Genomic DNA, 13,788 nt, shown 5'->3' with positions numbered 1-13,788 from the left:
TCGACTCCGTCGGCGCTACTCGACCGACGGAACCCACCGGGTCGGCTCCGTCGGCGCTGCTCGACCGCCGGATCAGCCCGTCAGACCGGCGGGTACAGGTACAGCGCGTCGCCGGCGGGGATCGTGCGCCGGTGGTACGAGTGGTCGGAGTTCTGGTTGTACTCCTCGATGTTCACCGAACCGTCGGCGTTGATCGACTGCACGTAGGCGACGTGGTTGTAGGGGAACCACGCGACCGCGCCGACGACCGGCGTCGACGAGGTCGGCCAGCCGTGGGCGACCCATTCGTCGGCCCACGCATAGGCGCTGCCGGAGGCCAGGTTCGACCAGTCCCACTTCCACGGGGCGCTCGTCACCCCGGCATCGCGGTTGAGTCGCCACGCCACGAAGTCGACGCACTCCCGGTAGTAGTAGCGCAGCGGCGACAGCCCCCCGCCGTAGTCGTCGGGCAGCTGGTCCCACCAGGGGTAGTCGTCGCCCTGGGCCTGCACGGCCGGCTTGGCGTACGCGCCGTTGCCCCGTGACGCGAGTTCGGCCGCCCAGGCTCGCCGTTCGGCCTCCTCGGCCGCGAGCCGGGCCTCCTCGATCTCGGCCTTCGTCGTCACCGCGTAGCCGTCGACCGTGATCGGGGCATCGCTCGCCATTGCGCCGACGCTGAGCCCCTGCGCCTCGGCGACCGACTTGCTGAAGGCTCCGGATGCCTCAAACTCGGTGCCGTTCGGCACCATCGCGTAGGCCGGCAGCGCGACCGTGCCGACGATCGCGGGCACGATGACGATCGTCGAGAGCACCCGCAACCGGCGGTCCCGCGAACGGGCCGTCGCGCTCGGTGCGGGCGCCTGGCGCGGGGACGGAACGCGCCGTGCCGTCCGATGCGTCGACCGGGCCTCGGCAGCACGACGACCGTGCTCGGGTTCTCGGGGGCGGCTCCGCACCCGACCTACCCTAGGGCACGTCGCGACGCTTTGTCACGATCGACCCGCGCCGACTCCCCCGCGTGTCCCGAACCGGTGGACGGACGTCAGGCGGCGGCCGCGAGGAACTCGCTCCACTGCGGCAGCGGGCGCTCGACGCCCCGTACGACCCAGGTGCGTCCGTGCGGCATCTTGGGGGTGAAGCGCAACTCCCAGCCCATCTCCGCCGGAGTGCGATCGCTCTTCACGTTGTTGCACCGCAGGCAGCATGCCACGAGGTTCTCCCACGTGTCGCGCCCGCCGCGCGAACGTGGAAGCACGTGGTCGATCGTCGCCGCGCTGCGTCCGCAATAGGCGCAGCGGTGATCGTCGCGTCGGAGCACGCCGCGTCGGGTCACCGGAATGCGGTGCGCTCGTGGCGCCCTGACGTAGCGCGTGAGCAGGATCACGCTGGGTCGCTGCCAGCTTCCGCTCGCCGCGCACACCGGATTGCCCTCCTCGTGCACGAGGACCGTGGCCTTCTGGTTCATGACGAGCAGGAGCGCCCGCTTGAACGAGACGACGGCGAGCGGTTCATATCCGGCGTTGAGCACGAGAGTGCGCATGGGGGGCCTTTCGTTCGGTGCTGGATGGCTTCCAGCCGCGTGGACGGTTCGGCGACCCGGTGTCGGCCGTCCTGGCCGAACCGGCAGGGCGTGCAGCGCCGAGCCCCGGAGAACGCGAAACGGGCACCGCCATGAAGACAGTGCCCGTCGAAGTGCTCGCCCGGATGATGCTCGGCTGACTGCTCGGCCGATGGTCGAAATGCGCGCGCGCATCCGTGGAATGGATGCTGCGCCAGCCCGCCATCGCCCTCCCCCTGCTCGGATTCTGGGATCGTCAGGGCTTCAGGGTAGAACACGAACGGCGCGCCGGATACTCCCGGCGCGCCGTTCGTCGCGTGCGAGTCACGCGGTGTTCATGTTCAGATGCCGATTCGGACGATGTAGTAGTCGCTCGTCCAGATCGGCTGCACGCGCACCGAGGCCCCCTCGTACGGCGCGTGCAGGATCATGCCGTTGCCGGCGTAGAAGCCGTCGTGGCCGTCCATGATGACGAGGTCGCCCGGCTGCGCGTCGGCCTCCGAGATGACCGTGCCCATGGCGCCCTGGCCGGACGACGAGTGCGGCATGCTGACGCCGAACTGCGCGTAGACGTACATGACGAAACCGGAGCAGTCGAAGCCGGCGGGCGTCGCGCCGCCGTAGACGTAGGGAACGCCGACGTACTGCGTGGCGACGTCGTAGACGCTCGCGAGGTCGAAGTCGGGGTACGGCGGGTTCGCGAGGAGCTCCGAAGCGCTCGGCCCGTCGTACGACGCGGCGTACGAGGCCATCGCGTTCTCGGCGGCGATGCGAGCGGCCTCGGCCTCGGCCGCAGCGCGTTCGGCGGCGCGGATCGATTCACCGGTGACCGTCTTGTACCCGTCCTCCGTGACGGGGGCGGCGATCACGTCGTCGGTCACCTCGACGGTCTGGGCCTGCGCCTTCGAGAGCTTCGTCGCATCGGTCTCGCCGAACTGCGGACCGATGCTGCCCGGGGCGATGGCGTAGGCGGGAATCGCGAGCGTGCCGACGATGCCGGCGGCGACGGTCATCACCATGATGTTCGCGAGACCGCCGCGCCGGAACCGGCGGGTCGACGGCAGCGGCTTCGTTGCGACAGCCTTCGCGAGATCGGGAGTGGGGGGATTCTGGGGCGCCTTCGAGGCGATGATCGCCTTCGTCGCGGCCCCGCGGGTGCGGCTCTTCGAGAGCCGACGCCGTGAGAGTCGAGCCAAAACGTGTACCTCCGTCGCCCCGCGACACCTGGATGCCGCTCCACCTGTTGCGCACGCGGCGCTTCACGGGTACCGGATCGAGCAGTGGAACGCGGGAGGCGTCTCGACCCTGGTCCACCGGCGGGCTTCTCGCCAGCAGACTCGTACGAGGGTACGCGAGTGCCGCCCGAATGTCACATTCTGATCACGGCGCGGCGCAGATCACCCGATCAGCGGCCAGAATGCGCCATCACTCGGCGATGAAGATGTGGCTCGCGACCTCGGTCGGGAGCTCGAGGCCGCCGCCCGCTCCGTCGACGCGCACGAGCACGTAGCCCCCGGCACGACTGAAGGTCGCCACGGCGCCGGGGACGATCCCGGCCTGCTTCAGCTGGCCGAGCAGCTCGGGGTCGAACTGCACGGGCTCGCCGAGGCGGCGCACCGTGCCGCGCACCGGTTCGTCGCGATCGGCGACGAGCTCGACCACGTTGACGACGCCGGCGAGGAAGGGATCGGCGGGTGCGAGCCCGAGTTCCTCGAGGCCGGGGATGGGGTTGCCGTAGGGCGACTCCTTCGGACTGCCGAGGATCTCGATGATGCGTCGCTCGACCTGCTCGCTCATCACATGCTCCCAACGGCATGCCTCGTCGTGCACGTACTCCCATTCGAGCCCGATCACATCGGCGAGCAGGCGTTCGGCGAGCCGGTGCTTGCGCATGACGTGCACGGCCTTCGAACGCCCGGTCTCGGTGAGCTCGAGGTGGCGGTCGCCGGTCACGACGACGAGTCCGTCGCGCTCCATGCGCGCGACCGTCTGCGAGACGGTGGGACCGGAGTGACCGAGACGCTCGGAGATGCGCGCGCGCAGGGGGACGATGTTCTCTTCTTCGAGGTCGAGGATCGTGCGCAGGTACATCTCGGTGGTGTCGATCAGATCGGTCACGCGTGTCCTCCCATTGCGTCGCAGCCCGTCATCCAGCCTAGTGGCCGCCGCCCGCTCGCTAGACTCGTCGCATGCCGAGCCTCGTGATCCCCGCTTCCCTGCTGCCCGCCGACGGACGCTTCGGCTGCGGCCCGTCGAAGGTGCGTCCCGAGCAGCTCGCGCACCTGGCCGAGTTCGGCCCGGCGATCCTCGGCACGTCCCACCGCCAGGCGCCGGTCAAGGACCTCGTGGGCCGCGTGCGCACCGGCCTCGCGGAGCTCTTCTCGCTGCCCGACGGCTACGAGGTGGTGCTCGGCAACGGCGGCTCGACCGCGTTCTGGGACGCGGCGTCGGCGTCGCTCATCGACCGTCGCGCGCAGCTCGCCTCGTTCGGCGAGTTCGGCGCGAAGTTCGCGAAGGCCGCCGGTGCCCCGTGGCTCGAGGCACCCGATGTGCGCACCGCAGCTCCGGGCGCGAGTGCGCGGCCCGAGGCTGTTGCCGGCATCGACGTGTACGCGTGGCCGCAGAACGAGACGTCGACGGGCGTGCAGGCCCCCGTCGCCAGGGTCGCGGGCGACGACGGCGCACTGACCGTGATCGACGCGACGAGCGCAGCCGGCGGCGCCGCCGTCGACGCACGCGAGTTCGACGTGTACTACTTCGCGCCCCAGAAGAACTTCGCGGCCGACGGCGGCCTCTGGTTCGCGATCCTCTCCCCCGCGGCGATCGAGCGCATCGAGCGCATCGCCGCGACCGACCGGTACATCCCCGAGTTCCTCTCGCTGAAGAACGCGGTCGACAACTCCCGGCTGAACCAGACGCTCAACACCCCGGCCCTCGCGACGCTCCTCCTCATGGAGAACCAGATCGACTGGATCAACGCCTCCGGCGGCCTCGCCTGGGCCGACGCGCGTACGCGCGAGTCGTCCTCGCTGCTCTACAGCTGGGCCGAGGCGAGCGACGTCGCGACGCCCTTCGTCGCCGACCCCGCCGACCGCTCGCAGGTCGTCGTCACCATCGACTTCGACGAGCGCGTCGACGCCTCGGCGATCTCGAGGACGCTCCGCGAGAACGGCATCGTCGACACCGAGCCCTACCGCAAGCTCGGTCGCAACCAGCTGCGCATCGCGACGTTCACGGCGATCGAACCCGCCGACGTGCGAGCGCTCATCGCCTCGATCGACCACGTGCTCGAGCGGATCGGCTGACCCGATGCGGCTCTGGCTGAGCGAGAGCGAGCGCAGGCCCGATCCGGCGCCGGCCCGGGCCGACGCGCGCAAGGCACTCGTCGCCGGAACGATCGGCTGGATCGCCCTGCTCGGCGCGTGCCTCGCGTTCGGCGACTGGTTCGAGGCGTCGGGCCTCGGCTGGCTCACCGCGGCGTCCGTCGTCGGGGTCGCGCTCGGCCTCATCGGCCTCGGCGTCGTGCAGACGATGCGCCGACGCGCACGTCAGTCGCCGGCGGGCGTCTCCGACTCGGGCGCCTGAGCGGCGTCCACCTCGGGCGATGGGTCGTCCCCATCGACCTGGCCGGCATCGTCGTCGTGGTCGCCCTCGTCGTCGTCTCCGTCGTCGAGCGCGTCGATGTCGATCCCGTCGAAGTCGTCGTCGGCCTCGAGCCCCTCGTCGAGCCCGTCGTCCTCGTCGTCCTCGTCGTGATCGTCGCCTTCGCCGTCGTCGAGACCCTCGTCGTCGTCGATCTCGTCATCGGCGGAGGTCTCGTCGTACTCGTCGTCGTCCGCCCCGGCGGCCTCGGCGGCCGCAGCTGCCTGGACGGCCCGGTACTCGGCGAGCCGCTCCGACCAGGGCACCCACTCGGGCGCGAGCAGCGCGTGCTCCCCCGGCATGAGTTCGGTCTCGAGCACCGTCGGCTCGGCGTCGTCGACCCTCGCGATCGTGACGCTCCAGTGCCAGCCCGGATAGCCGGCGAGGTCGGCGGCGAACTGCAGGGTGAGCACGTGCTCGCCCTCGGCGATGTGCCCGACGACCGAGCCCACGGTCTCGGGCGCCGTCACCTCGAGCAGGGCGCGCTGGGCGAGCGAGGCCGAGGCGAGCAGCACCTCGTCCGCGACGAGGGCCGGCGCCGCGTCGTGTTCGGTCGTCGTCTCGGCGACGACGTCGTCCGTCGCCGTCGCGGGGACGACCTCGTCGTCCGCCGTGTCGGGTTCGCGCGGCTCAGGCATCCAGCTCGTCAGCCACCTTGCGCAGCAGCGCCGCGATCTGACGGCCCCGCGCCTTGTCGGGGTAGCGGCCGCGACGGAGGTCGCTGCCGGCGGCGTCGAGCCACTTCACGAGGTCCTCGACGATGACGGCCATGTCGTCGGCCGACCGCCGGTTCATCTTCGCGAGGCTCGGCGGCGTCTCGATGACGCGCACCGAGAGCGCCTGCGGCCCGCGGCGCCCGTCGGCGATGCCGAACTCGACCTTGGATCCCGCACGCACGGTCGCGCCGGCGGGAAGAGCGGAAGCGTGGAGGAAGACCTCCTGGCCGTCATCTGAGCTGATGAAGCCGAACCCCTTCTCCTCGTCGTAGAACTTGACCTTGCCGGTGGGCATCGCAGAACCTCGCTTATACGTCGCACGGCGCGCCGAGAGCAACGCGCCGTTCAACCTCCAGTCTAGAGTCCCGGCGACCCACGCGCCGCCCCGCTGCCCTATCCTTGACGAGTGAGCGATTCCGGCCCTATCACCGAACATCGCGCCGAACGCGTCCTCGCCGTGATGTTCGCGGCGATCATCGGCTGCTCGATCGTCGCGTTCTTCGCCGTCATCATCGGCAGCGCCGCGGGCGCCGCTGCGAACGACGGCTTCAGCCAGGGCATCTGGCCGTTCGTCATCATGTTCCCGTGGTTCGGCCTGCCGATCGCCTTCGTGCTCCTCATCACGCTGCTGATCGTCAACGCGGTACGCCGTTCGCGCGAGACGCGGGCCGGATCGAGCTGAGCGGAGACGATGCTCGAACTCGCCGGACGACTTCGCGAACTGCCACGGGACGACCTCGCCGCAGCGCTCCGGTCGCGCGAGTTCGACGCCACCGGGGTCAACGATCTGTTCGACCTCGCCGAGTCGCTCCTCGCACCCGACTCGGTCGACCGCGCGATCGCGCGACTCGACCGGCCCCGCCTCGCCGTGCTCGTGGCGGCGGCCGACCCGGCCTCGACGGTCGACGGCGTGCGGCGGACCCTCGCCGAACTCGGCGCGCCGGCATCGATGGTGGATGCCTCGGCGACGCTCATCGATCGCCTGGCCGAGTCGCTCCTCCTGGTGCGCGGCGACCAGCACCTGCACGTGCCCGCCGGCGTCGCCTCCCGGCTCCTCCCACGACTGGGCGTCGACCTGCCGACGCTCGCCGAGCTCGCCGCGCCCGCTCCGCCCGTGCTCGTGGGCGACGACCCCGTCGACCGCTCCCTGCTCGAGCGCCACTCGTCGGACGCCGCGTACGCGACGGTCGCGGCGACCGCCGAGCTGCTCGCCGCGCTCGGTGCGCAACCGGCCCGCGAACTCGCGAAGGGCGGGCTCGCCCTGCCCGACTCGAAGCGGCTCGCCGAGGCGAGCGGCACGCCCCTCGAGGCGCTGCCCGGCCTGTTCCACCGGGCCGACGAAGCCGGCCTCGTCGTGCGCGACGGGGCGTACTGGCTCGAGTCCGATCGTGGCGCGGCTTGGTCGATGGAGTCGGCGCGCGGCCGCTGGATCGTGCTCGCGGGGTGCTGGCGCGATCGCATCCCCGAGACGCTGCGGGAGCTCGTCGCGCGGCGAAGCGACACGCTCACCTCGGGGGCGCTCCGCGACGACGTTCGCTGGCTCTACCCCGCCGGCGGCGCCTGGCTCGACGACGGGCTGCAGCGCCTGCTCGGCGAGGCCGAGGCGCTCGGGCTCGCCGTCTCCGGCGAGCCGGTCGAAGCGGGCCGTCTCGTGCTCGCCGGCGAACTCGAGCGGGCCGCCGACCTCGTCGCCGCCCACTTCCCCGCCCAGGTCGATCACGTCTACCTGCAGCACGACCTCTCGATCGTCGCGCCCGGGCCGCTCGAGCCCGAGCTCGACGCGCGACTCCGCGGCATCGCCGACGTCGAGGCCCGCGACCTCGCATCGACGTATCGCGTGAGCGCGGCATCCGTGAACCGCGCGCTCGCCGCGGGCGAGCGTGCCGATTCGATCCTCGAGTTCCTGTCGTCGATCTCGCTGACCGGAATCCCGCAGCCGCTCGCGTACCTCGTCTCCGAGGCCGCCGAACGTTTCGGCGCCGTCAGGGTCACGGCCGCGGCCGAGTCGGAGGCACCCGCACAGGCCTCCATCCGATCCGACGACGCCGAGCTCGTCGGCACGCTGGCCGTCGACCAGGCGCTCGCCTCGCTCGCGCTGCGCCGCGCCGGCCCGCACCGGCTGCTCACCCGGTTCACGCCCGACGTGGTGTTCTGGGCGCTCTCCGACGCCAAGTACCCGGTCGCCGCGGAGAACGCCGACGGCGAGATCGTGCGCCTCCAGCGGCACCGGCTCGCGCCGGCTCCGGTCGTCGCTCCTCGCGCCGACCCCGTCGCCGCGCTCCTCGACCGCCTCGAGGCGACGCAGGGCGGCGACGGCACCGAGCAGGCCTGGCTCGCCCGCCAGCTCGAGGCGGCCGCCCGCTCGAAAGAGAGCCTCACCGTGACCGTCCGCATGCCCGGCGGCGACACGGCCGACTACCTGCTCGCGCCCGCGAGCGTGGCGAACGGGCGGCTGCGCGCGCGCGACCACAAGGCCGACATCGAACGCACGCTGCCGCTGTCGGCCATCGCCGCCGTCGCGCCGGCGCCCGCGGCGACGCCGGAGGGGTAGCCGGCAGCGCGACCGCGACCCACGCGACCGGGACGAGCACGAGGCATCCGCGCCGGCCGGGCGCCCACGAACCGGGCGTAGACTGGACGGTCATGTCGGACGGCCCACTCATCGTTCAGAGCGACCGCACGGTCCTCCTCGAAGTCGCGCACCCCCTCGCGGAGGACGCGCGGCACGATCTCGCCGTGTTCGCCGAGCTCGAACGCGCGCCCGAGCACGTCCACACCTACCGCATCACGCGCCTCGGTCTCTGGAACGCCAGGGCCGCGGGCCACGACGCCGACGACATGCTCGCGACGCTCGAGCGGTACGCGAAGTTCCCGGTGCCCCAGACGGTCGCGGTCGACCTCCGAGAGACCGTCGGCCGATACGGCCGGCTCGTCATCGACCGCACCGACGACGGCGCGCTTCGCCTTCAGAGCACCGACCTCGCCGTGCTCACCGAGGTCGTCGGCGCGAAGAAGATCGCCCCGCTCGTCGGCGACCGCATCGACGAGCGGAGCTTCCTCGTCGCGCCCTGGGCGCGCGGGCAGCTCAAGCAGGAGCTCGTGAAGCTCGGCTGGCCCGCCGAGGACCTCGCCGGCTACACGCCCGGCACCCCGCACGAGATGGGCCTCGTCGAGAACGGCTGGCACCTGCGCGACTACCAGCAGAAGGCGGTCGACAACTTCTTCGACGGCGGCTCGGGCGTGGTCGTGCTGCCGTGCGGCGCCGGCAAGACCCTCGTCGGCGCGGGCGCGATGGCGACCGCGAAGACCACGACGCTCATCCTCGTGACGAACACGGTGAGCGCCCGCCAGTGGCGCGACGAGCTGTTGAAGCGCACGACCCTCACCGTCGACGAGATCGGCGAGTACTCGGGTCAGGTGAAGGAGGTCAAGCCCGTCACGATCGCGACCTACCAGATCCTCACCGCGAAGCGGAAGGGCGAGTACGCGCACCTGTCGCTGCTCGACGCGCTCGACTGGGGCCTCATCGTCTACGACGAGGTGCACCTGCTGCCCGCACCCGTGTTCAAGCTCACCGCCGAGCTGCAGGCTCGCCGCCGGCTCGGGCTCACGGCGACCCTCGTGCGCGAGGACGGCCGCGAGGGCGACGTGTTCAGCCTCATCGGGCCGAAGCGCTTCGACGCCCCGTGGAAGGAGATCGAGGCGCAGGGCTTCATCTCGCCCGCGGCCTGCTACGAGGTGCGCATCGACCTGCCGCAGTCCGAACGGCTCGCATACGCGGCATCCGCCGACGACGAACGCTATCGGCTCGCCGCGACCGCCCCCGCGAAGCTCGGCGTCGTGAAAGAGCTCGTCGCCCGCCACGCGGGCGAGCGCATCCTCGTGATCGGCCAGTACCTCGACCAGATCGACGAGCTCGCCGAAGTGCTCGGCGCCCCGCAGCTGACCGGCTCGACGCCCGTCGACGAGCGCGAGCGCCTGTACCAGGAGTTCCGCGAGGGCACGACACCGGTCCTGGTGGTGTCGAAGGTCGCGAACTTCTCGGTCGACCTGCCCGAGGCGACCGTCGCGATCCAGGTGTCGGGCTCCTACGGCTCGCGCCAGGAGGAGGCGCAGCGGCTCGGCCGCCTGCTGCGCCCGAAGGAGTCGGGCCTCAGCGCCAACTTCTACACGCTCGTCGCCCGCGACACCGTCGACCAGGACTTCGCGCAGAACCGGCAGCGGTTCCTCGCCGAGCAGGGCTACAGCTACACGATCCTCGACGCGCACGCGCTCGAGGCCGCCTGATCGCCCGAGCGGCCCGAGACCCGACAGCGGTCAGCGTGCGCGCTCGTAGCGCAGCAGCAGCAGGTCGCCCGCCGGGATGGCGTGCACGAGACGCATCGGGCGGTCGAGCTCGGGCGCGCCGCGCACGATGCGCCCGGCATCGCCGGCGACGATCGTCGGACTGAGGCTCAGGCACAGCTCGTCGACGCGGTCGGCCTCGAGGAGCGAGCCGAAGAGGTGCGGCCCGCCCTCGCAGAGGCCCTGCGGCACTCCCGCGGCGGCGAACGCGTCGACGGCGGCGCCGAGGTCGACCGCGACGTCACCGCACACGAACACGTCGGCGACCGCGGCGAGCGCCTTCCGCCGCTCAGGGTCCGACGCGGCGTGCGTCACGACGATCGGGCGGGTGGTCGCCTCGGCGAAGAAGGGATGCTGCGGCTGAAGCTCGAGCGCCGACGACACGACCGCGAGGCGGGGCTGGTCGGCGAGGCCGTACTCGCGTCGCCAGGCCACGTTCTCGGGACGCAGCCGCACCCCGCCGTAACCTTCGACCCGCACGGTGCCCGCCCCCACGAGGACGAGATCGGCGAGGGTGCGCATGACGCCCATCGCGAGCCGGTCGGAGGCGTCGCCGAGTCCCCCAGACCGCCCCTCGATCGTGACGGCACCGTCGAGGCTCGACACGAAGTTCATCCGCACGCGCGGGGTCGTCCGGTCGGCGAAGGCGTAGGCCTCGAGCAGCCGCTCGCGGTCGACTCGCGGCGCCTCGGCCTGCTCGGGGGCGTCGCCCGGTGTCTCGGTCATGGCTCCTCGTTCGGCCCGTCGACCATGTTGTGCTTGAGGTACGCGGGCTCGCGCCATCCCATGATCGCCTCGACCATCCGGGCCGCGTCGACCGACTCGGGCACGTTGTGCATGCGCAGGATGCGTGCGCCCTGCGCCGCGCAGAAGACCGCCGCGGCGATCGACCCGGCGAGGCGCTCACCGCGGGGGCGGTCGAGGCTCTCACCGATGAAGTCCTTGTTCGACACCGCAGCGACGAGCGGGAAGCCGAGCCTCGTGAACTCGCCGAACCTGCGAGTGAGCTCGAGCGTCTGCAGCGTGTTCTTGTTGAGGTCGTGCCCCGGGTCGAGCACGATGCGCTCCTCGGGCACGCCGCGCGAGACGGCGAGCGCGACGCGCTCCTCGAGGAACGCGCTGATCTCGCCCACGACGTCGTCGTACTGCGGCTTCGGGAACCACTGACGGGGCTCCGCTCGGCTGTGCGTGATGACGAGCGTCGCGTCGGAGCCGGCCACCACCTCGGCGAGCGCCGCGTCGTGCACCCCGGTCGTGTCGTTGATCACGTCGGCGCCCGCGGCGATCGCCGCCGCCGCGACCTCGGCGTGGAACGTGTCGACCGACAGCGCGGCCCCCGCCCCGGCGAGCGCCGCGACCACCGGCACGACGCGATCGATCTCCTCGGCGATCGGGATCGCGGGTCCAGGCCCGAACCTCGCTCCGCCGACGTCGATCCAGGACGCGCCCGCCTCGATCGCGCGGCGCCCGGCCTCGACCGCGGCATCGAGGCCGAAGGTCGCGCCGCGGTCGTAGAACGAGTCGGGGGTGCGGTTGACGACCGCCATCACGGCGATCTCACGACGGAAGTCGACCTCGCGGCCGGCGATCACGCGCACCGGCCGGGCGAGGTTCGGCTCGACCCAGCCCGCAGGCTCCGCCGTCACGCGGATGCCTCGGCGACGAGCCGCTCGAGCGGCACCGACGCATCGGCGAGCCGGGCCGGGTCGATGCGGGCACCCGATCGGATGAGCTGCTGGACCTGGTCGTTGACGTCCCAGACGTTCACGTTCATGCCCGCGACGACGCGGCCCTCCCGCTGCCAGAACGCGAGGAACTCGCGCGCGGCCCGGTCGCCGCGGAAGACCGGGTCGATGCCGTCGGCGAGCGTGCCGTAGCCCGAGTACTCCATGCCGAGATCGTACTGGTCGGTGTAGAAGTACGGGATCTCGGCGTACTCGACGCCCTCACCGGCGAGCGAGCGACCGGCGGCTCGCCCGGCGTTCTCGGCATTGGCCCAGTGCTCGACGCGCAGGTGGGACTGGAGCACCGGGTGGTAGACGCTCGCGACGTCGCCGACGGCGTACACGTCGTCGGCGCTCGTGCGGAACGAGGCGTCCGTCACGATGCCGCCCCGCACCTCGAGTCCGGCCGCCTCGGCGAGGCCGGTCTCGGGCACGGCGCCGATGCCGACGAGCACGAGATCGGCGGGCACGGTCTCACCGGTGTCGAGCTCGACCCCGGTCACGCGTCCGCCCTCGCCGCGGATGCCGGCGACGCCGGTCGACATGCGCAGGTCGACGCCGTTCGCCCGGTGCAGTTCGGCGAACACCTCGCCGACCGCGCTGCCGACGGCCGCAGCGAGCGGCACCGCCTCGGGCGCGATGACCGTCACCTCGTCGGCGTACCCGCGCGCCGCCGCCGTGGCCTCGAGGCCGATCCAGCCGGCGCCGATCGCCACCATCCGCCGGCCGCCGACCGCGAGCGCGGACCGGAGCGCCTCGGAGTCGGCGAACGTGCGCAGCACGTGCACGCCCGCGAGCTCGCCCTCCGGAGCACGCCATCGCCTGGCGCTCGCCCCCGTCGCGAGAAGCAGGCGCCCGTAGTCGAGCGTGCGGCCGTCGGCCAGCCGGAGCCGGTGCGCGGCGGGGTCGAGCCCGGTCGCGCGCACGCCGCGCAGCACCTCGACGCGCTCGTCGGCGTACCAGTCGGCCGGGAACACGTCGACGACGTCGCGTTCGGCCGCACCGGTCAGGAACTCCTTCGACAGCGGCGGCCGGATGTACGGCATCGCGTCTTCGCCGGCGACGATCGTGATCGGGCCCGTGTGCCCGGCCTGCCTCGCGCCCTCGGCTGCTCGGGCGCCCGCCAGCCCGCCGCCGACGACCAGGAGCCGTTCGTCACCCATCTCAGTTCTCCGTTCTGCCGATGCCGCAGCGCTCGAGGAACTCGCGGCGGACGCGGTCGTCGTCGCGCACGACGCCCGCGAGCGAGCTCGTGACGGTGCGCGTGCCCGGCACCTGCACGCCGCGGAGCGACATGCAGAGGTGCTCGGCCTCGAGCACGACGCCGACCCCGTCGGGCTCGAGCACCTCGACGAGGCGGTCGGCGATCTGCCGTGTCAGCCGCTCCTGCACCTGCAGGTCCCGGGCGTACTGCTCGACCACGCGGGCGAGCTTCGAGAGCCCGATGATGCGGTCGCCGGGGACGTAGCCGAGGTGGGCGACGCCGCGGAAGGGCAGCAGGTGGTGCTCGCAGAGGGAGTCGAACGGGATGTCGCGGACGACCACGAGTTCGCCGTAGCCCTCGCCGGGGAAGGTCGTCGGCGAGAACGGCCGCGGCGTCAGGAGCTCGATGAAGGCGTCGGCGACGCGTCGCGGGGTGTCGGCGAGGTGCTCGCTCTCGACGTCGCGGCCGAGCGCGACGAGCAGCGCCCGCACCGCGCGGGCGGCCCCCTCGCGGTCGACGGCACGCTCCGGCGCCTCGTCGGCGGTGACGGCGTGGAGTCTCGGCACCTCGGCCGCCCCTGCGAGTTCGATCGACGTCATGCGCACCTCCCGGGCCCTCGAT

15 protein-coding genes are annotated in these 13,788 nt (G+C 72.2%); 5 read left to right on the top strand and 10 right to left on the bottom strand.

What is annotated here, in order from left to right; translation table 11 throughout:
- Positions 1-80: 80 nt before the first annotated feature.
- The 4 genes from PX701_RS04170 to PX701_RS04155 all read right to left on the bottom strand — a co-directional run bounded on the left by PX701_RS04170 (position 81) and on the right by PX701_RS04155 (position 3,655).
- Positions 81-770 carry a CHAP domain-containing protein gene (locus tag PX701_RS04170; protein WP_231430274.1) on the bottom strand — a complete coding sequence of 230 codons (690 nt, stop codon included), beginning with the start codon at positions 768-770 and terminating at the stop codon, positions 81-83.
- A 251-nt stretch (positions 771-1,021) separates the two neighbouring features.
- Positions 1,022-1,519, bottom strand: coding sequence for an HNH endonuclease (locus tag PX701_RS04165; RefSeq protein WP_231430273.1), 498 nt, complete (start codon positions 1,517-1,519; stop codon positions 1,022-1,024).
- A gap of 359 nt (positions 1,520-1,878) precedes the next feature.
- Positions 1,879-2,733 carry a C40 family peptidase gene (locus PX701_RS04160; RefSeq protein WP_275505553.1) on the bottom strand — a complete coding sequence of 285 codons (855 nt, stop codon included), beginning with the start codon at positions 2,731-2,733 and terminating at the stop codon, positions 1,879-1,881.
- Positions 2,734-2,962: 229 nt separating this feature from the next.
- Positions 2,963-3,655, bottom strand: coding sequence for an iron-dependent transcriptional repressor DtxR (locus PX701_RS04155; protein ID WP_275505552.1), 693 nt, complete (start codon positions 3,653-3,655; stop codon positions 2,963-2,965).
- A 71-nt stretch (positions 3,656-3,726) separates the two neighbouring features.
- On the opposite strand from PX701_RS04155, the gene serC reads away from it, so the two are divergent.
- Positions 3,727-4,842: a phosphoserine transaminase gene (serC, locus tag PX701_RS04150; protein ID WP_231430270.1), complete on the top strand. Its 1,116-nt coding sequence runs from the start codon at positions 3,727-3,729 to the stop codon at positions 4,840-4,842.
- A 4-nt stretch (positions 4,843-4,846) separates the two neighbouring features.
- Positions 4,847-5,122, top strand: coding sequence for a DUF2530 domain-containing protein (locus PX701_RS04145; RefSeq protein WP_275505551.1), 276 nt, complete (start codon positions 4,847-4,849; stop codon positions 5,120-5,122).
- Here the strand turns inward: PX701_RS04145 and PX701_RS04140 are convergent.
- Entirely contained in the window at positions 5,086-5,817 is a 732-nt protein-coding gene (locus tag PX701_RS04140; protein WP_231430268.1) for a DUF3027 domain-containing protein, read from the bottom strand. The two genes, PX701_RS04145 and PX701_RS04140, sit on opposite strands and share 37 nt — an antisense overlap.
- A complete protein-coding gene (locus PX701_RS04135; RefSeq protein ID WP_231430267.1) occupies positions 5,810-6,190 on the bottom strand; it encodes a cold-shock protein in 381 nt (126 codons plus the stop codon). The genes PX701_RS04140 and PX701_RS04135 overlap by 8 nt, the downstream gene beginning before the upstream one ends.
- Before the next feature lie 111 nt (positions 6,191-6,301).
- Between PX701_RS04135 and PX701_RS04130 the strand changes: the two genes are divergently transcribed.
- The 3 genes from PX701_RS04130 (at position 6,302) to PX701_RS04120 (ending at position 10,182) form a co-directional block, all read left to right on the top strand.
- Complete coding sequence (locus PX701_RS04130; protein ID WP_231430266.1) at positions 6,302-6,577, top strand: multidrug ABC transporter ATPase; 276 nt, start codon at positions 6,302-6,304, stop codon at positions 6,575-6,577.
- A gap of 9 nt (positions 6,578-6,586) precedes the next feature.
- Entirely contained in the window at positions 6,587-8,446 is a 1,860-nt protein-coding gene (locus PX701_RS04125) for a helicase-associated domain-containing protein (RefSeq protein WP_275505550.1), read from the top strand.
- A gap of 92 nt (positions 8,447-8,538) precedes the next feature.
- A complete protein-coding gene (locus tag PX701_RS04120; protein WP_231430264.1) occupies positions 8,539-10,182 on the top strand; it encodes a DNA repair helicase XPB in 1,644 nt (547 codons plus the stop codon).
- Between the two features lie 30 nt (positions 10,183-10,212).
- Here the strand turns inward: PX701_RS04120 and PX701_RS04115 are convergent, their stop codons facing one another.
- Genes PX701_RS04115 through folE form a run of 4 tightly spaced genes read right to left on the bottom strand, consistent with a single transcriptional unit; the run spans position 10,213 to position 13,766 of the window.
- Complete coding sequence (locus tag PX701_RS04115; protein WP_275505549.1) at positions 10,213-10,965, bottom strand: pyrimidine reductase family protein; 753 nt, start codon at positions 10,963-10,965, stop codon at positions 10,213-10,215.
- The gene (gene folP / locus PX701_RS04110) at positions 10,962-11,885 is read right to left on the bottom strand and encodes a dihydropteroate synthase (RefSeq protein WP_374201101.1); all 924 of its coding nucleotides are present in this window, start codon (positions 11,883-11,885) and stop codon (positions 10,962-10,964) included. The genes PX701_RS04115 and folP overlap by 4 nt, the downstream gene beginning before the upstream one ends.
- Complete coding sequence (locus PX701_RS04105; protein ID WP_231430262.1) at positions 11,882-13,126, bottom strand: NAD(P)/FAD-dependent oxidoreductase; 1,245 nt, start codon at positions 13,124-13,126, stop codon at positions 11,882-11,884. The genes folP and PX701_RS04105 overlap by 4 nt, the downstream gene beginning before the upstream one ends.
- 1 nt (position 13,127) lies before the next feature.
- Positions 13,128-13,766: a GTP cyclohydrolase I FolE gene (gene folE / locus PX701_RS04100; protein ID WP_231430261.1), complete on the bottom strand. Its 639-nt coding sequence runs from the start codon at positions 13,764-13,766 to the stop codon at positions 13,128-13,130.
- Positions 13,767-13,788 lie beyond the last annotated feature (22 nt).

The organism is Agromyces chromiiresistens (assembly GCF_029167465.1).
GTDB classification, from domain to species: domain Bacteria; phylum Actinomycetota; class Actinomycetes; order Actinomycetales; family Microbacteriaceae; genus Agromyces; species Agromyces chromiiresistens.
Note: the sequence above shows the minus strand (reverse complement) of the source record. Positions and strands in the feature narration are given on the sequence as shown.

Excerpts from the sequence above, each read along its gene's own strand:
- PX701_RS04125 (WP_275505550.1), top strand. The coding sequence starts at position 6,587 with ATGCTCGAACTCGCCGGACGACTTCGCGAACTGCCACGGGACGACCTC.
- folE (WP_231430261.1), bottom strand. The coding sequence starts at position 13,766 with ATGACGTCGATCGAACTCGCAGGGGCGGCCGAGGTGCCGAGACTCCAC.
- PX701_RS04135 (WP_231430267.1), bottom strand. The coding sequence starts at position 6,190 with ATGCCCACCGGCAAGGTCAAGTTCTACGACGAGGAGAAGGGGTTCGGC.
- PX701_RS04105 (WP_231430262.1), bottom strand. The coding sequence starts at position 13,126 with ATGGGTGACGAACGGCTCCTGGTCGTCGGCGGCGGGCTGGCGGGCGCC.
- PX701_RS04165 (WP_231430273.1), bottom strand. The coding sequence starts at position 1,519 with ATGCGCACTCTCGTGCTCAACGCCGGATATGAACCGCTCGCCGTCGTC.
- PX701_RS04120 (WP_231430264.1), top strand. The coding sequence starts at position 8,539 with ATGTCGGACGGCCCACTCATCGTTCAGAGCGACCGCACGGTCCTCCTC.
- PX701_RS04140 (WP_231430268.1), bottom strand. The coding sequence starts at position 5,817 with ATGCCTGAGCCGCGCGAACCCGACACGGCGGACGACGAGGTCGTCCCC.
- serC (WP_231430270.1), top strand. The coding sequence starts at position 3,727 with ATGCCGAGCCTCGTGATCCCCGCTTCCCTGCTGCCCGCCGACGGACGC.
- PX701_RS04115 (WP_275505549.1), bottom strand. The coding sequence starts at position 10,965 with ATGACCGAGACACCGGGCGACGCCCCCGAGCAGGCCGAGGCGCCGCGA.
- PX701_RS04145 (WP_275505551.1), top strand. The coding sequence starts at position 4,847 with ATGCGGCTCTGGCTGAGCGAGAGCGAGCGCAGGCCCGATCCGGCGCCG.